Consider the following 16,045-nt stretch of genomic DNA (forward strand, 5'->3'; position numbering starts at 1 on the left):
CTCGGCTCCGCATCGGTTCGTGCATCCAGCGAGCCAGGAGTCCTCGGGGGGTGGGGAACTCGTGACGAAGGAACGTCAGGAACGTGAGGACGAGGACCTCGTCCGGCTCTACCTCGGAGACATTGGCAGCCACGAGCTGCTCACCAAGGATGACGAGGCCGAACTCGGTCGGCGTATGGATCGTGCGCGTGACGCCCAGCGTCAGCTCGATGCCGGTGTGAAGGAACCTGCGCGCAGGGCCGAGCTCGAGGAGCTGGTGCGGCAGGGAGAAGAAGCCAAGCGCGCCTTCATCCAGGCAAACCTCCGCCTCGTCGTCTCGATCGCCAAGCGCTACCAGGCTTCCGGACTACCCCTGTTGGACCTGATCCAAGAGGGCAACATGGGTCTGATCCATGCGGTCGAGAAGTTCGACTGGCGTAAGGGCTTCAAGTTCTCGACCTATGCCACCTGGTGGATTCGTCAGGCGATCACTCGAGGTATCGCCAACACGGGCCGAACCATTCGCCTTCCGGTCCACGCTGGTGACTCGCTCTCGAGGGTCCAGCGAGCCCAGGTCCAGCTGGAGGTACGACTCGGGCGTGCCCCGACGGTTCGTGAGCTCGCTGCCGAGGTGGATCTGCCCTACGACAAGCTGGTCGAGGCGCTTCGCTTCCGTGCCGAGCCGGTCTCGCTGTCGGAGCCACTGCGCGACGACGGTGATGCTGAGCTTGGCGACGTGGTCGAGGACAGCCAGTCGGCGACGCCCTTCGACGTCGCGGCCGAGCACCTGCTCCCGTCGGAGGTGTCTCGTCTGCTCGCTCCGCTCGACGGGCGTGAGCGCGAGATCCTGAGGCTTCGCTATGGTCTCGATCGCGGGGAGCCTCGAACGCTGGAGGAGGTCGGAGAGTATTTCCACCTCACCAGGGAGCGCATCCGCCAGATCGAGGCGCGCGCGATGTCGAAGTTGCGGCACCCATCTGCTGACATCGGCGCGCGCGACCTGTTGACCGGATAGCCGCTGCCGTTCCGAGATCGCGGCCCGTCGCGGCTAGGCTGGATGCATGAAGAAGCTGTTGATCCTCGCGGTTCTCGGAGCCCTCGCTGCGTTCGCGGTGAAGAAGGTTCGCGAAACGCTCGCATAGCTCGTGGGGGCGTGGGCAGTCGTGTCCACGCCCTTTGCGGCCATGGTGTGCAAACCGGCGGGTCGGAGGACCGACCTGCTGAGGCCGGTGTTGTCGGGTGGCCCGATCGGATGGGAATCCTCAAGGGCGCGGTCGAGTGTCGTGGCGCCACGAGCCAGCGCGACGGTCGCGGCGCATGGCGTCGTGGCAAAGGTCGCCCGTTGAGCCCGAGACGCACGAGGCCGAGGCTCGGGTGGCCTGATGTTCGGACGGCTTGGCTCCGATGGGTCGTAAGGCCGAGGGCAACAGTTGGGGCTGTCGGTCGTCATGGCGCATCTCCCGGGTGAGGTCGGTGCCCAACGAGGTCGTCCGGGTCTTCGAGTGAGGAGCTGGCGATGGCCTCGCCTGAGGGTTGTCAGATGCCCGGGCCGGCCCGACTGGTCCTGACCGACGCCTCGCCGGTAGGCTGGTAGTGCGCCGCTGTGTGATGCTGTGGCGTCGGATGGGTGCCAAAGAGAGGTCCGGTGTCGCTCGTTGCTCTGAGCATCGCGGAACGTGAGGTCGGTGGCCGGTTTGAGGCGTGTGCGCTCGACCGCGACCGGACCGAGCGCCTCGAGGACGGTCTCGCCCGTCTGGTCGCCAAGGGAGCGATTGTCGAGGCCGCTGTGCTCGCAACGTGTGCGCGCACCGAGTTGTACCTTGCCGTGACGCAGTTCCATGCCGCCGTCGAGCAGGCAGCTGGCGTGCTCGCCGAGGTCCTGGACGTGCCGCGGAGTCTCGTCGAGCAGCTCGCGACCGTCCACTTCGGCACCGGCGCGCTCCGTCATCTCTACCGCGTGAGCGCGGGTATGGAGTCGGTCATCATCGGCGAGTCCGAGATCGTGGCTCAGGTGAAGGACGCGATCGCACGGGCTCAGCGTCGACGTCTCGCAGGTGGCGAGTTGACGCGCGTCTTCGACCGAGCGCTCGAGGTCGCCAAGGACGTGCGCGCGAGTACCGAACTGACGCACGGCTCGGCTTCGGTCGTCACGATGGCGACCGAGCTGGCTCTCGACGGAGCATCCGCGCGCGACGTGGCGGTCGGGGTTGTCGGCACCGGTGCGATCGGATCCGAGGTGGCTCGCGTGCTCAGCGAACGCGGGGCTTCGGTGACGGTGCTCACCCGTCGGGCAGACGTCCTGAGTCAGCAACCCGTCGGCGTCGAGGTCCGAGCCTTCGAGCAGCTCCGGAGCATCATCGAATCGTTGGACGCCGTGGTGCTGGCGACCACCACGGATTCGGCAGTGCTCGATGCGTCGATGATGCCGAGCGGACACCCCTTGCGGATCGTCGATCTGTGTCGGCCTCGTGCTGCCGATCCGGCGCTTGCCGCCGTGGACGGCGTCAAGCTGGTCGATCTCGAGGAGGTCAACGAACTCGTCGCGGCGCAACTGTCGAAGCGGCGTGAGGCGCTCACCGATGCGGAACTCATCATCGAGCGGGCGCTCGCCAACGACGGAGTGCTGCTCCACGCTGGTGAACTCAACCCCACCCTCGCTCGTCTGCACGCGTGGGGTGAGGCGTTGCGCCAGTCGGAGCTCGAGCGCGCGCTCGCTCGCGTCGGCGACGACGAGAAGGCGAGAGCCGCACTCGAGGAACTGAGCCATCGTCTGGTTCGCAAGGTGCTCCACGAGCCGAGCAAGGCCCTGCGTGCTCACGCCTCGTCGGAGGATCTCGGCGCATTGCTCGCGAGCGTGCGCACGCTCTTCGATCTGTGATGGCTCCGGTACGCATCGCCACTCGTCGTAGCGCCTTGGCGCGCTGGCAGGCGAGCTTGGTCGGCGAGCGGCTCGGTCGCTACGAGCTCGTCGAGGTCCACACCGCAGGTGATCGCGACCAGGCGAGCTCGCTTGCCGAGATCGGTGGCCAGGGCGTCTTCGTCAAGGAAGTGCAGGCCGCGGTCGTGCGTGGCGAGGCCGACATCGCGGTCCACAGTGCCAAGGATCTGCCCACAGCCGCAGGCCCGCTCCTGCTCGCGGCGGTGCTCGAGCGCGCGGACGCCCGCGACGCGATCGTGGGCGCGCGGCTGGAGGAGCTCGCGATCGGCGCTCGGGTCGGCACATCGGCCCCGCGTCGAGCTGCGCAGCTGCGCCTCCTCCGCCCTGACCTCGAGGTGGTATCGATCCGCGGCAACATCGCGACCCGTCTCGGTCGCGTTGGGGAGCTCGATGCGATCGTGATGGCTGTCGCCGCGCTGGAGCGCCTCGGCCTCGAGGAGCCGCCTTGGTGGCCGCTCCCCGAGGAGGTCCTCTGTCCACAGGCCGGTCAGGGGGCCATTGCGGTGGAGTGTGCCCCCGACGCCGATGGGCTGATCGAGCGCCTTCGGTCCCTCGACGACGATCGGAGCCGCCGCGAGATCGAGGCGGAGCGGGCCGTCCTCGCCGCGTTCGGTACCGGCTGCGCGCTCCCGCTCGGTGCGCGGGCCCATGCCGATGGGTCGAGTCTGCGGCTCCGGGCGGTCGCGGTTGATCCCGATGGCACGCGCCAGCTGGAGGTCGAGCGCGAGGGAGTCGATCCCGCGACGCTCGGTGCAACGGTCGCCGAGGTGCTGCGGCGCCTGGGCGCCGACGCACTCGTCGGAGCTCGTCCCTGATGGGACGCGTTGCGCTCGTCGGTGCCGGCCCTGGCGACCCAGAGCTCCTCACGCTCCGCGGTCTGAGGCTCGTGCGTGCGGCCGACGTCGTCGTCACCGACGCTCTCGTTGATCGACGTGTGCTTGCCGAGGTGCGGCCGGCGGTCGCGGTGCACGACGTCGGCAAGCGTGCTGGAGCACCCTTCTCGCAGGCTGCCATCAACGAACTCCTGATCGACCTCGCCCGCGGCCATGAGCTCGTCGTGCGGCTGAAGGGCGGCGACCCGTTCTTGTTCGGTCGCGGCGGAGAGGAGCTCGAGGCGCTGCTGGCAGCGGGGGTCGCCGTCGAGGTGGTCCCTGGCGTGCCGAGTGCGACGGCCGCGGCGGACCTCGTCGGTGTCCCGCTCACCCATCGGGGCGTGGCGGACGGCTTCTGTGTGATCACCGGTCATCGCCACGGCGACGCGTCGCTCGACTACGACTGGCGTGCACTCGTCGCGAGTGGGCTCACGCTCGTCGTGCTCATGGGGGCCGCTTCTCGTGCGACCATCGCCAAGGAGCTGATGGGCGCCGGAGCTCCTGGTGAGACCCCGGTCGCGGTCGTGACACGCGCATCGTGGATCGATGAAGAGGTCCGCTGGACGAGCCTCGCGGCGCTCGGGTCGGTGCCTGTCGCGTCTCCGAGCACGATCATCATCGGCGGCGTGGTCGATCCGCGGCGCCGATGGCGACCCTCGCTGCCGCTCGGTGGCCTCCGTATCGTGGTGACACGCCCGAGAGCGGTCGCAGATGCGCTCGCGGTGCGCCTCCGCGATCTCGGTGCCGTCGTCGTGGCGAGCCCGGCGATCGAGATCGGTCCGCCGTCGGATGGCGGTGCCGCACTGGCCGCGGCGCTCTCGCACATCGAGGACTACGACTGGCTCGTCCTCACCTCGCAGAACGCCGTCGATCGCGTCGTAGGAGGCATCGGCGACCTTCGGCGTCTCGGTGGCGTGCGCATCGCGGCCATTGGCCCCGCGACCGCTCGGGCGCTCGAGCGGGTCCACCTCACGGCCGATCTCATCCCCGGGACGTGGGTTGGGGAGGGGCTGGTCGAGGTGTTCGGCCCTGGTCCTGGCTCGGTGCTCATCGCCAGGGCACGCCAGGCCCGCGACGTCGTGCCACGGGGCCTCGAGGCGAAGGGGTGGCGCGTCGACGTCGTCGAGGCGTACGAGACGCGCACAGCAGCGGCGAGCGTGCCTCCAGAGCTCGTCGAGAGCGCCGATCTCGTCGTGTTCACGGCACCGTCCACCGTCGAGGGTTTCGCGACCCAGTACCCGGGGCTCGTCCCTCGGGCCGCGGCGGCGATCGGGCCCGTCACCGAGGAGGCGCTGGTGCGGCGAGGGTGGCCGGTCGCGCTGACCGCGACGCACTACGACGCCGATGGCCTCGTGGAGGTGATTCGCGAGGCGCGCGAAGCGGGTCGGCTCGTGCCTCGATCCGAGGCGCCCTAGGCTCGTCGTCATGGCTTCGTTCCCAAGGCCCAGGCGCCTGCGTGCCACGCCGGCGCTTCGTGACCTCGTTGCTGAGACCGTCGTCAGACCCCAACAGCTCGTGCTCCCGCTGTTCGTGAAGGAAGGGATCTCGACCCCCGTGCCCATCGCGTCGATGCCTGGGGTCGTCCAGCACACGGTGGACTCGCTCGTTCGAGAGGTCGACGAGGCGCTCGCCGTCGGCGTACGAACGGTGATCCTCTTCGGCGTCACCGACGAGCGGGACGAGGACGGCTCGCTCGCGTGCCGCGCGGACTTCGTGCTCGAGCGCGCAATCGCGGCGCTCGTTGCGCGCTTCGCAACGGACGTGACAGTGGTGGCCGACCTCTGCCTCGACGAGTACACCACGCACGGGCACTGTGGGGTGCTCGATGCTGCCGGACGCGTCGACAACGACGCCACCCTCGTTCGCTACCAGGCGCTCGCCGTGGCCCTTGCGAGCGCGGGCGTCCACTTCGTCGGCCCCTCCGGCATGATGGATCACCAGGTCGCCGCCATCCGTGAGGCCCTCGACGCTCATGGATTCGACGACGTCGGCATCCTCGCCTATGCCGCGAAGTACGCATCGGCTCTCTACGGCCCCTTCCGCGACGCGGTCGAGGTCGAGATCGCAGGCGGCGGCGACCGCGCGAGCTACCAGCAAGATCCCCGCAACCGTCGCGAGGCGTGGCGAGAGGTCGACCTCGACGTCGCCGAGGGCGCGGACCTGGTGATGGTCAAGCCGGCGAGCTTCTACCTGGACGTGCTGTCGGACGTCGCCGAACGCTCACCGGTGCCGGTCCTTGCCTACCAGGTTTCGGGTGAGTACTCGATGATCGTCGCGGCGAGCGCGAACGGTTGGCTCGATCGCCGTCTGGCGGTGCTCGAGTCGCTGGTCGCCATCCGACGAGCCGGAGCGGACGGCATCCTCACCTACTTTGCCAAGGAGGCAGCGCCGTGGCTGCGATGATCTTCGAGTCCAACGAAGCGGCGTTCCGTGCCGCGTCCGAACTCATGGTCGGCGGGGTCAATTCCCCGGTGCGTTCGTTCGCGTCCGTCGGCGGCACGCCGTATGTGGTCGAGCGGGGCGAGGGTGCGTGGGTCATCGACGTCGAGGGGCGGCGCTACCTTGATTACGTCCAGTCGTACGGGGCGGTGATCCATGGTCACGCCGATGCGCGTATCACGCGCGCGATCGCCGATCAGGCCGCCCGAGGGACCACCTTCGGTGCACCAACGGTGGGCGAGATCCGGCTGGCGAGCGCGATCGTCGATCGCGTGGCCGGCGTCGAGCGGGTGCGCCTCACGAGCTCGGGCACCGAAGCGACCATGACGGCCATCCGATTGGCGCGAGGCGTGACCGGACGATCGCGGATCGTCAAGTTCGATGGCTGTTACCACGGCCACAGCGACGCGCTGCTCGCGGCCGCTGGATCCGGGGTGGCCTCGCTGTCGCTCCCGGGGTCTGCCGGGATCCCCGATGGAGCGGTGGCCGACACCATCGTCGTCCCCTACCAGGAGGTGCCCACGCTCGACGAGCGCGTGGCTGCGGTCATCGTCGAGCCGATCGCGGCGAACATGGGGCTCGTGGCGCCGGAGCCGGGATTCCTCGAGGGCCTGCGCGCCGAGACCCAGCGCGTGGGAGCGCTGCTCATCTTCGACGAAGTGATCACCGGGTTCCGCGTGGCGCGCGGGGGTGCGAGCGAGCTGCTCGGCGTGCAACCGGACCTGTGGTGCTTCGGGAAGGTCATCGGCGGCGGTCTCCCGATCGGGGCCGTCGCCGGGCCAGGGACCATCATGGATCACCTGGCCCCCGCTGGCTCGATCTATCAGGCAGGCACTCTCTCGGGCAATCCCGTCGCGACCGCCGCTGGCGCCGTCGCGCTCGAACTCCTCGACGCCGGGTCGTACCCGCAGCTCGAGGGGCGCGCACGGGCGCTCGCGACCGGCCTTGCCTCCGTCATCGCCGAGGCGGGGCTCCCGGTGCAGGTTCCGCAGGTGGCCTCGTTGCTGGGCCTGTTCTTCAGCGACGAACCGGTGCGTACCTATGCCGATGCTCGCCGGGCCGTCGGGTCGGGTTGGTACGCCCCGTTCTTTCATGCGATGCTGCGACGAGGGATCGCGCTCGCGCCAGGCCCGTACGAGATCCTCTTCCCGGGACTCGCGCACAGCGCCGACGACGTCGACCGGACGATCGACATCGCCTCGGCGGCCGCCCGTGACGCGTTCGTCGCCGGGCCTGTGCGCTAACGGGTGGAGGCGCGCGGAGCCAGCGCGCTGATCACTCGCCCGCGCCTGCGAGGCGCGCGGAGTAGATCGAGTAGCCGTCGACCGTGCGTGCCACCGCGGTCGCGAGCACCGTTGCGATCATGAGCGGCACGATGAGGTCGAGGCCCGAGTGGGTGAGCTCCAGTACCAGCACGATCCCCGCGAGAGGGGCTTGCATTCCGGCACCCATCATCGCCGCCGCGCCGATCATGGCGTAGGAGCCGATCGCTGCCCCCGGCATGACGAACGACCAGATGCCGCCGAGGAACCCGCCGAGGACCGCGCCCGTCGACAACGTCGGGGTGAACAGGCCGCCGGAGGCACCGGTACCCAGTGCCATCGCGGTGACGATGGGCTTCAAGAGGAAGAGTGCTGCGAGCAAGCCGAGGCTACCGAGCTGGTTCAAGAAGACCGCGTGCGCCATGTCCTTGCCGTTGCCGAAGAGCTGGAAATAGCGCATGCCGATGAAGCCGAGGATCGAGAACGACAGGAGTGGTCCGATGAGGACCCACCGACCGGTGAAGCGATGGTGCGTGACGAGGCCCATGAGGCGCACGAAGGCGACCGAGAAGAGGCCGATCAGCGGTCCGGCGATCACGGCGAAGACGATCTGGGCGAGGTGGAACTGGTAGTTGGCCACCCCGACGTAGGTCGCGTGGTCGGGGAGGTAGAGGTAGCCGACGTACGTGGCGATGACGGATGCTGCGAGTGCCGGGAGGACGACGGGCAGGGTGACCTCACCCATCATGATCTCCGCGGTGAACAGGGCGCCGCCGAGGGGAACGTTGTAGACGGCGGCGAGTCCTGCCCCCGCACCGCAGGCGATGAGGAGGCGCTTCTGCGCTGGCGACAGCTTGCCCCATCGGCCGAGGTAGCTGCCGGACACCGCGCCGAGGAGCTTCGGGGCGGCCTCGCGTCCGAGCGAGGCGCCCATGCCGATGACGACCTCTTGGATGATCGAGGTGCCGAGGCTCTTGCGGATGTGCAGATCGCCCTCGCCCTTCCAGACGACGTCGTCCACCTCGGAGCGCTCACCTTTGGTGAACTTCGAGAGGATGAACCATGCGGGCCCACCGATCGCGCCGGCGAGCGTGAGCATCTCGAGGCGGTAGATCGGCGCGGAGCGCCCGACGGCCGCCTGGAACGAGCCGATGTGGTAGTGGTACGTGATGTGCTGGACGTTGAAGAGGATGACCATCATGAGGTCGCCGAAGAGCCCGGCCCCGACGCCCGTCAGGATGAGGAAAATCCAGAACTTGAGCGTGAGCTCTGCGTCACCATCGCCGGTGGCGTTGGGCTGCTCGGTCGCGCCTCGCCCGGTGGGGAGTCGACGCCTGATGAGCGGCTGGGGTGAGCGAACGCGACGCAGGTGCCAGGGATGCTCGCGGTCCGCCTTGACCATCGGGACTCTCTCCAGTCGCTCGCTTGCGTTCGGTGCTGTCGCGGGGCCTCGGACGTCACTCGGCACCCGCCGGGGTATGCGCGCTGAGTCTAGTGGCCGTCACGTCCGGACAAGTGCAACGCGTCGCATGCTACTGCATGAGTATGCATGTCACTACGACCCAGCCGCCCCACCAGGCTAGGCGGCGATGGTCGGGAACAGCGAGGATCCCCCACCGGATCACCGCCCCAGGGGAGCCGTGACGACGCGAGGACGTGGCGGACTACGCCAACCAGGGAAAGGCTGACCAGTCGGGTTCGCGTCGCTGGAGGAAGGCGTCTCGGCCCTCCGTTGCCTCTCGGGTGCCATAGAGCAGGCGCGTCGCTTCGCCCGCGAAGAGCTGTTGGCCGACCATGCCGTCGTCGACCAGGTTGAGCGCATACTTGGCGAGGCGTTGCGCGGTCGGGCTGCGATCGAGGATTCTGCGCGCCCATGCGACAGCAACCGCCTCGAGGTCCTCGTGGTCGACGACGGCGTTCACCATGCCCATGGCGTACGCCTCCTCGGCCGAGTAGTCGAAGCCGAGGAAGAAGATCTCGCGGGCGCGCTTCTGGCCGACGAGACGAGCAAGGTACGCCGAGCCGTACGCGCCGTCGACCGAGGCGACGCGGGTGTCGGTCTGCATGAAGCGTGCATGCTGGCGACTTGCGATGGTGAGGTCGGCGACGACGTGGAGCGAGTGGCCCCCGCCGACCGCCCAGCCTGGCACCACGGCGATGACGACCTTTGGCATGGTGCGAATGCGGCGCTGTACTTCGAGGATGTGGAGGCGTCCATGGGCGTGCTCGGTGTCGTGGTACTCGTAGCCCTCTGCGCCACGGACTCGTTGATCACCGCCCGAGCAGAATGCCCAGCCGCCGTCGGTCGGGGACGGACCATTGCCAGTCAGGAGCACGCAACCGACGTCGTCGCGGAGCGTGGCGTCCTCGAGCGCACGTGCGAGCTCGTCGACCGTACGGGGCCGGAAGGCGTTACGCACCTCGGGGCGGTTGAAGGCGATGCGGACGAAGCCGCCCTCACGGGCGCGGTGGTAGGTGATGTCGGTGGCGTCGAAGCCTTCGACGGGCTCCCACAGCGACGGGTCGAAGAGCGGTGAGGGCCGATCAGGCTGGTGCACGATGCCATGCTATCGACGACGCGCCCGGTCGTCTCAGGCTCGAGCGCAGGCGCGCCTCCAGCGACCACGCAGCTCGGGGGCGCGGGTCCCGACATCCAATCGTCGGCTGGACGTAACCTCGTCGTCGGACGGGCTCACTACGGTCGAGGTGGGGCGGCCAAGTGGCGCCGCGCAAACGTGAGGAGGTGGCGTGACCACGCTGCTGCACATCTCCGATCTGCACTACGAGCGAGCTCCGGAGCGCCTGAGCGTGGGCGTCGGCGAGCGTCTGCGCCGCGCAAGGACCGCACTGCGCTCTCGTACGTTCGATCTGCTCGCCGTGAGCGGGGATCTCACGAGCTACGGGACCTGGGACGTCCGCGAGCTCGTCGAGGCGCGCCGGTGGCTGGAAGGCTTCGAGCGCCGGATGCTCGTCGTGCCCGGGAACCACGATCTCGGGGCCAATCCCGAGCGCGCCGAACGATTTCCGGTCTTCGAGCGCTACGAACCAGTTCCCTGGAGCCGGACGAACTTCGGTATGACCTTCGGGGAGGGCCCGCTCGTGGCGCGTGCGACGGGTGACCTCCTGGTCGTCGGCGTCGGCCTGAGGCGCGGCGATCCCGATGGCGCGCTCGCGCTGTTGGAGCGAGCGCTCGCAGGTGCGACGACGCCCGTGGTCGTCGTTGGCCACTACCCGATCGTGCCGGTACGCGAGTCGGGCGTGCTCGCGTCCTTCGGCGCGATGGGCTACGTGGATGGCGAGGTCGCGGAGCTCCATCGTCTGATGGTCCAGTCCACGCGGGTCGTCGCGTACCTGTGCGGGCACGTGCACGCGGCGAGCGCGGCGGTCCTCGAAGGTGGTGTGCTCCAGCTGAGCGCGGGAGCTCTCGGCCCAGGCCCCGCGCTGGGATGGCTCGTGCACGTCGAGCGCGATGAGGTGCGCTTCGAGCAGGTGGAAGCGCCTGGGCGAACGACGTTTTGGCCGAGCGATCAGTTGGGGGGTGTCGACCCCGTGGCCTACCACGCGGGGGCCGTCAGGAGTGGCGTGGTGCCGCTCGGTCGGACCGGTCGCCCCACCCTCGTCGATTGAGTTCGCGGTTCGCGGGCGCCGTCGCGAGACCGCCGCGGCCAGACGCTGAGCTCCGACGATCGCCGCGGTCCGTGCGCGGTGTGGAAGCTGTGAGGCGCTGCGAGCGTTGCCACCTGCCATGAGTCATGGTGCTGCGCGCTATGTCGTGACCGGAGCGACCGGTGCCGTCGGCCGCTCGCTCGTCACGCGTCTGGTCGAGGGGGGCGCCGAGGTCGCTGTCGTCGTACGCGATCGGGATCGGCTCCACGAGCGCCTCGGTCCGGTCGCCGACGCGCTCGCCGCCGTCGAGGTTGCTGACGCGCGCGATCTCGAGCGATTCGAGGCGGCGCTGGTGGCGGCAGCCGGTGCCCTTGGTTCGGTGGACGGCATCGCCCATCTCGTCGGTGGCTTCCTTCTTGCGACGCCGGCACGGACCTCGATCGCGCAGTTCGAGGAGCTCATGCGCCTCAACCTGACGAGCGCCTTCGTGGTCGTGCGGGTGGCCGAGCGCGTGATGGGATCGCGCGGTGGCTCGGTCGTGCTGATCTCCTCGGCGGCAGCCCACGTCGGCCTCGCCTCGCACGAAGCCGTCGCGGCTTCGAAGGCTGGTGTCGAAGGACTGACCCGATCGGCCGCTGCGACGCTCGCCAGAGCTGGCGTGCGGGTGAACGCGGTCGCCCCCGGACTCGTCGAGGCCGAGATGACGCGCGGGATCGTCGAGCGAGAGGATGCGCTCGCGGCGTCGATCGAGCTGCACGCCCTGGGTCGCATCGGCACCGGTGACGAGATCGCCCGAGGCGTGGCGTTCTTGCTCGACCCGGAGTCCTCGTGGATCACCGGCAGCGTGCTCGGCATCGACGGCGGTCTCGGGTCGGTGCGGCCGCGCCCGCGCCGACGGCTCCCTTCTCAGACCGGGGGCCAAGGATAGGGCCGTCCGTGCTCCGGCATGGGCGGGAGCGCGCCGCGTCGAACGAGACGCATTGCTCGCTGGAGGAGCGCACGTCGTTCTTCGGGCTCGAGCAGCCGTGCGAGGTCGTCGGGCAGATCATCTGCCAAGGAGGCAAGACGTGCGGCCAACGCGGTGGGGAGCGGATGACCCGCGAGATCCCAGATCACGGTTCGTAGCTTCGACTCCGGGTGGAAGGTGAGCGCGTTGTCGATCGCCCAGAGTCGCCCCTCGTCGTCGAGGAGGACGTGGCTCCCCTTGCGGTCGGCGTTGTTTGCGACGATGTCGAGTGCCGCGATCACCGCGAGAGACTCGTGGTGGGCCTGGTCCTCGACGAGCTCGAAGTAGGTGAGGTCGAAGTCTGCGTCCACGAAGGCTTGGAGGGTGCCGCTGCCGTAGGGTAGGTCGTGGCGCACGACGATAGGCGGCACGTGGCAGATGCCGACGAACTCGGCGAGTGCTCGAAAGGCGAGTTCCCGGCGGCCCAGCCCCGGGGGGAAGTCCCACAACGGGCGCTCGAGGGCGTCGGGCTTGTAGATCGCGAGTGCTCCGGAGTGGACCAGCTCGACGAGGTGGGCGCCGTTGGACGACGCAGTGATCCGCCCGAGGAGGCGAACCTCGTCGTCGAGGATGGCAGGATCGTCTAACGCGCTGGGGCGCGATGCCCGTTCGTCCGTGGACACGCGTGGCCTTCGGGATTGATCGGATAGCCGCAGAGCGGACAGGTCGGTCTGCCTTGTTCGACCACCTCGGCGATGCGGATCGCGAGACGCGCTGCGAGCTCCCGCGAGAGGGTGAACCGTGCTCGACGTGGCTCGACGTCGACGTCGCGCTCGTCTTCGATGGCCTCGATGACGAGCACTCCTGCATCCACGTCGACCGCGAGCTGGAGTTCGCCGACGCGGAAGGCTGGTTCGGCGGGTTCGGTGAGCGGTGTCGTCGGTGGCAGCTCGCCGGGTCGCGCGAGGTCCTCGAGCGCCGTGGCGATGGCCCTGGCAAGGGCGGCCATCTGGAGCTTTTCGACGAGGAGGGTCACGATCTCGCCGTTGGCGCCAGCCTGGAACAAGAAGACGCGTTCGCCGGGTCTGCCGTGGGTGCCGAGGGTCGCGAACTCCGCAGGATCGAACTCCCAGACGAACTCGTTCACCTCCGCCACCTGGCCCCAGTGCGTTCGTTGAGCGTGAGCAGGCCAAGGCTCGTCGGCGTCACGCTGAAGGTGGTCGACGAGGCCGTCTCGACCCAGATCCGGTGGACACCGTCGACGTGGATACCGAGCGCATCGGCGGCGAGCAGGCGGATGGGGTCCGCGTGTGAGGTGGCGACGACGACCTCGCCGGGATGGCGCTCGGCGATCCTGGTTGCGAAGCCTCGGATCCGGGCGAGCACATCGACGAGTGATTCCCCCTCGGGAAACCGGAACGTCGACGCAGCCGCGAGGAGCGTTGCCCACTCCTTGCGGCGACGCACGCGTCCCAACGACCAGCCGGTCCAGGCGCCGACGTCGACCTCGGCGAGGTCGTCGTCGACGATCGCGGTGGTGCCGAAGACAGCCTCGAGTGCGGCTGCCGTCTGGCGAGCGCGCTCGAGCGGGCTCGAGTACAGCCTGATGGCATCGAAGCGCCCTGCAAGCACCGCTGCGGTGCGGCGCGCTTCGGCCTCGCCGCGGTCCGAGAGGGCGAGACCCGGCCGTCGGCCCGGCAACTCGGTGCCGGTCGTCGGTGTGCGGCCGTGGCGAACCAGCACCAGCGTCGCCGGTCGGTCGCTCATCGGGCCGTGGCTGTGGTAGGAGCGATTGGCACCCTCGTCACCTTAGCGCCGAAGGCGCGGTCCGTACGGATCGACGCCTCAGTCGAGGCGCTCGACGATCATGGCCATACCCTGGCCGCCACCGACGCACATGGTCTCGAGGCCCAGACGAGCCCCCAACTCATCGAGCTCGTGCAGCAGGGTCGTCATGATCCGAGCCCCCGTCATCCCGAACGGGTGGCCAAGCGCGATCGCGCCTCCGTTCGGGTTGAGTTGGTGGTCGATCGAGATGCCCGTCTCCTTGACGACGGGGAGCACTTGGGCTGCGAAAGCCTCATTGAGCTCGACGACGTCGATGTCGCCGATCGTGAGACCGGCGCGTTCGAGCACGGCGCGTACGGCATCGATCGGTCCGACGCCCATGATCTCCGGAGCGATGCCGGTCACGGCGGAGGCGACGATCTTGGCGAGTGGCCGGATGCCGAGTGCCTCCGCGCGTGAGCGCTCCATGACGATGACCCCTGCAGCCCCGTCGTTGAGCGGGCAGGAGTTACCCGCCGTGACCCGTCCGTCGGGCCTGAACGCTGGCTTGAGCGTGGCGAGCACCTCGAGGGTGGTGTTGGGGCGCGGCCCGTCGTCGCGCCGAACGACGTTCCCACTCGGCGTCGTGACGGCGATCGTCTCCGCATCGAAGAAGCCCCGTTCCTGGGCTGCGACCGCACGCTCTTGCGAGATGACCGCGTAGGCGTCCATCGCCTCGCGCGTGACGCCGTAGCGATCGGCGACGTTCTCGGCCGTGAGGCCCATGGGGATGTACATGTGATTGACGAAGTCCGCGCGGCTCTCGTCGGTGAAGCGAGGGTTCATGTCCTCGGGGTCGAACCCCTTGATCGATGCACGTGTCGTCGACTCCACACCGCCAGCGATGAAGGCGTCTCCCTCGTCGGCCATGATCGCATGGAACGCCATGCGAATCGCTTGCAGCGACGATGCGCAGAAGCGGTTCACGGTGGTGCCGGGGACGGTCTCGGGCAGGCCAGCGAGGGCTGCCACGTTGCGCCCGAGGTTCATGGATTGCTCGCCGTGCTGGATGGCCGCTCCCCAGATCACGTCGTCGACGCTCGCCGGATCGAGGGCCGGCACTCGGGTAAGGAGCTCGGCGATCACGAGGCCAGAGAGATCGTCAGGGCGGACGTCGACGAGGGATCCCTTGAAGGCGCGGCCGATCGGGGTCCGGGCGGTGGCGACGATCACCGCCTCGCGCGCCGTCATCGCTCGCCTCCGGTCGCCAGCGCGCTCCGTTGGCGCAGCTGGCGGAGCACGCGCTCGACGTGGCCGGTCGCGCGCACGTTGTAGAGCGCGTCGACGACGGCGCCGTCGGCGTCGATGAGCAATGTGGACCGCAGGACACCTTCCGTCGTGCGGCCGTAGGACTTCTTCTCGCCATAGGCGCCGAGGGCTGTGATGACGGACCGATCGGGATCGGCGAGGATGTCGAAGCGTAGGCCGTGACGCTCCGCAAAGCGGGCATGGGATGCGACCGTGTCGGGAGAGATCCCGACGACGCGCCAACCGAGCGCCGCCAGCTCGTCGACGGACGCGTTGAACTCCGTCGCTTCCAGGGTGCATCCTGGGGTCATGTCCTTCGGGTAGATGTAGAGGATGGTCGCGGTGCCAGCAAACGAGTCCGCGCAGACCTGCTCGCCTCGTTGGTTGGGCAGGCAGAAGCTCGGAAGACGGTCGCCTGGCGCGAGCCGGTTCGTTTCGGTCATGGGCCAACGCTAGCGCGATCGCGCGGCGGTCACAGGGCGGGCGTCGCTACGCTCCGTCGAAGAAGGAGGAGCCATGGGAGATGACGAGCTCGTAGCCCTCGCGTCAGCACTTGGCCAAGCACGCGGTGATGCTGAGACGCTGGCATCGGTGCTCGCCGATGCGCTCGAGCGATGGCTGGGCACCGGCGCGGTGCGCGTGCAGCGGCGCGGGTTGCGCACGCGACGGATCGTCGAGCTCGCGGTCGACATCGGCGACCGTCGACTGGTGTTGCGCCCAGGACCACCGGTCGTGGCGGAGATCGTCCTCCGTTCAGGTGGCGTTGCGATCGCTCATGATCGGGTGTCGCTCTCGGCGTGGTTGTCCGCGCTGACCGAGGCACTCGCCGCGCAGCTCGGGACGGCAACGGACGACGTGCGGGCACTGCGCCGTGCCCTGGGCCTCGATGACTCGGTCGACTAGCGTGGCACTGGTCCCAGGAGGTTTG

General features: G+C 69.0%; 16 protein-coding genes. 9 read left to right on the forward strand and 7 right to left on the reverse strand.

Annotated features, from left to right (window positions below; genetic code table 11):
- Positions 1-19 precede the first annotated feature (19 nt).
- The 6 genes from AFER_RS01285 (at position 20) to hemL (ending at position 7,472) form a co-directional block, all read left to right on the forward strand.
- Entirely contained in the window at positions 20-994 is a 975-nt protein-coding gene (locus tag AFER_RS01285; RefSeq protein WP_245526011.1) for a sigma-70 family RNA polymerase sigma factor, read from the forward strand.
- A 630-nt stretch (positions 995-1,624) separates the two neighbouring features.
- The gene (gene hemA, locus AFER_RS01290) at positions 1,625-2,857 is read left to right on the forward strand and encodes a glutamyl-tRNA reductase (RefSeq protein WP_015797723.1); all 1,233 of its coding nucleotides are present in this window, start codon (positions 1,625-1,627) and stop codon (positions 2,855-2,857) included.
- Positions 2,857-3,732 (forward strand): hydroxymethylbilane synthase, encoded by an 876-nt coding sequence (gene hemC / locus AFER_RS01295; RefSeq protein ID WP_015797724.1) that lies wholly within the window; start codon positions 2,857-2,859, stop codon positions 3,730-3,732. Before hemA ends, hemC begins: the two co-directional genes overlap by 1 nt.
- On the forward strand, positions 3,732-5,204 hold the full coding sequence (cobA, locus tag AFER_RS01300) for a uroporphyrinogen-III C-methyltransferase (RefSeq protein ID WP_015797725.1): 1,473 nt from the start codon (positions 3,732-3,734) through the stop codon (positions 5,202-5,204). The genes hemC and cobA overlap by 1 nt, the downstream gene beginning before the upstream one ends.
- 10 nt (positions 5,205-5,214) lie before the next feature.
- Entirely contained in the window at positions 5,215-6,192 is a 978-nt protein-coding gene (hemB, locus tag AFER_RS01305) for a porphobilinogen synthase (protein WP_015797726.1), read from the forward strand.
- Entirely contained in the window at positions 6,192-7,472 is a 1,281-nt protein-coding gene (hemL, locus tag AFER_RS01310; protein ID WP_049755512.1) for a glutamate-1-semialdehyde 2,1-aminomutase, read from the forward strand. The genes hemB and hemL overlap by 1 nt, the downstream gene beginning before the upstream one ends.
- Positions 7,473-7,503: 31 nt before the next feature.
- On the opposite strand, the gene AFER_RS01315 is transcribed toward hemL, so the two are convergent.
- Both AFER_RS01315 and AFER_RS01320 read right to left on the reverse strand, forming a co-directional pair.
- The gene (locus AFER_RS01315) at positions 7,504-8,892 is read right to left on the reverse strand and encodes a chloride channel protein (RefSeq protein ID WP_015797728.1); all 1,389 of its coding nucleotides are present in this window, start codon (positions 8,890-8,892) and stop codon (positions 7,504-7,506) included.
- Positions 8,893-9,154: 262 nt separating this feature from the next.
- Complete coding sequence (locus AFER_RS01320) at positions 9,155-10,048, reverse strand: 1,4-dihydroxy-2-naphthoyl-CoA synthase (RefSeq protein WP_015797729.1); 894 nt, start codon at positions 10,046-10,048, stop codon at positions 9,155-9,157.
- 190 nt (positions 10,049-10,238) lie between these two features.
- Between AFER_RS01320 and AFER_RS01325 the strand changes: the two genes are divergently transcribed.
- Complete coding sequence (locus tag AFER_RS01325) at positions 10,239-11,117, forward strand: metallophosphoesterase family protein (RefSeq protein WP_015797730.1); 879 nt, start codon at positions 10,239-10,241, stop codon at positions 11,115-11,117.
- Between the two features lie 118 nt (positions 11,118-11,235).
- Positions 11,236-12,024 carry an SDR family NAD(P)-dependent oxidoreductase gene (locus tag AFER_RS01330; RefSeq protein WP_015797731.1) on the forward strand — a complete coding sequence of 263 codons (789 nt, stop codon included), beginning with the start codon at positions 11,236-11,238 and terminating at the stop codon, positions 12,022-12,024.
- Here the strand turns inward: AFER_RS01330 and AFER_RS01335 are convergent.
- The 5 genes from AFER_RS01335 to AFER_RS01355 all read right to left on the reverse strand — a co-directional run bounded on the left by AFER_RS01335 (position 12,003) and on the right by AFER_RS01355 (position 15,560).
- On the reverse strand, positions 12,003-12,725 hold the full coding sequence (locus tag AFER_RS01335) for an Rv2133c family protein (protein WP_015797732.1): 723 nt from the start codon (positions 12,723-12,725) through the stop codon (positions 12,003-12,005). The two genes, AFER_RS01330 and AFER_RS01335, sit on opposite strands and share 22 nt — an antisense overlap.
- Positions 12,686-13,189 carry an Rv2134c family protein gene (locus AFER_RS11450; protein WP_015797733.1) on the reverse strand — a complete coding sequence of 168 codons (504 nt, stop codon included), beginning with the start codon at positions 13,187-13,189 and terminating at the stop codon, positions 12,686-12,688. Before AFER_RS11450 ends, AFER_RS01335 begins: the two co-directional genes overlap by 40 nt.
- Positions 13,186-13,809, reverse strand: coding sequence for a histidine phosphatase family protein (locus AFER_RS01345; RefSeq protein WP_015797734.1), 624 nt, complete (start codon positions 13,807-13,809; stop codon positions 13,186-13,188). The genes AFER_RS11450 and AFER_RS01345 overlap by 4 nt, the downstream gene beginning before the upstream one ends.
- A gap of 78 nt (positions 13,810-13,887) precedes the next feature.
- Complete coding sequence (locus AFER_RS01350) at positions 13,888-15,060, reverse strand: acetyl-CoA C-acyltransferase (protein WP_015797735.1); 1,173 nt, start codon at positions 15,058-15,060, stop codon at positions 13,888-13,890.
- Positions 15,057-15,560, reverse strand: a complete 504-nt coding sequence (locus AFER_RS01355) for a peroxiredoxin (protein ID WP_015797736.1) — start codon at positions 15,558-15,560, stop codon at positions 15,057-15,059. The genes AFER_RS01350 and AFER_RS01355 overlap by 4 nt, the downstream gene beginning before the upstream one ends.
- Positions 15,561-15,633: 73 nt before the next feature.
- On the opposite strand from AFER_RS01355, the gene AFER_RS01360 reads away from it, so the two are divergent.
- The gene (locus AFER_RS01360; protein ID WP_015797737.1) at positions 15,634-16,020 is read left to right on the forward strand and encodes a hypothetical protein; all 387 of its coding nucleotides are present in this window, start codon (positions 15,634-15,636) and stop codon (positions 16,018-16,020) included.
- Positions 16,021-16,045 lie beyond the last annotated feature (25 nt).

Origin of the sequence: Acidimicrobium ferrooxidans DSM 10331 (assembly GCF_000023265.1) — a bacterium.
In the GTDB taxonomy this organism is placed as follows: domain Bacteria; phylum Actinomycetota; class Acidimicrobiia; order Acidimicrobiales; family Acidimicrobiaceae; genus Acidimicrobium; species Acidimicrobium ferrooxidans.

Bases quoted from the DNA above. Each gene is read 5' to 3' on its own strand.
- AFER_RS01350 (WP_015797735.1), bottom strand. From the start codon at position 15,060: ATGACGGCGCGCGAGGCGGTGATCGTCGCCACCGCCCGGACCCCGATC.
- cobA (WP_015797725.1), top strand. From the start codon at position 3,732: ATGGGACGCGTTGCGCTCGTCGGTGCCGGCCCTGGCGACCCAGAGCTC.
- AFER_RS01345 (WP_015797734.1), bottom strand. From the start codon at position 13,809: ATGAGCGACCGACCGGCGACGCTGGTGCTGGTTCGCCACGGCCGCACA.
- AFER_RS01355 (WP_015797736.1), bottom strand. From the start codon at position 15,560: ATGACCGAAACGAACCGGCTCGCGCCAGGCGACCGTCTTCCGAGCTTC.
- AFER_RS01315 (WP_015797728.1), bottom strand. From the start codon at position 8,892: ATGGTCAAGGCGGACCGCGAGCATCCCTGGCACCTGCGTCGCGTTCGC.
- AFER_RS01330 (WP_015797731.1), top strand. From the start codon at position 11,236: ATGAGTCATGGTGCTGCGCGCTATGTCGTGACCGGAGCGACCGGTGCC.
- AFER_RS01360 (WP_015797737.1), top strand. From the start codon at position 15,634: ATGGGAGATGACGAGCTCGTAGCCCTCGCGTCAGCACTTGGCCAAGCA.
- hemB (WP_015797726.1), top strand. From the start codon at position 5,215: ATGGCTTCGTTCCCAAGGCCCAGGCGCCTGCGTGCCACGCCGGCGCTT.
- hemC (WP_015797724.1), top strand. From the start codon at position 2,857: ATGGCTCCGGTACGCATCGCCACTCGTCGTAGCGCCTTGGCGCGCTGG.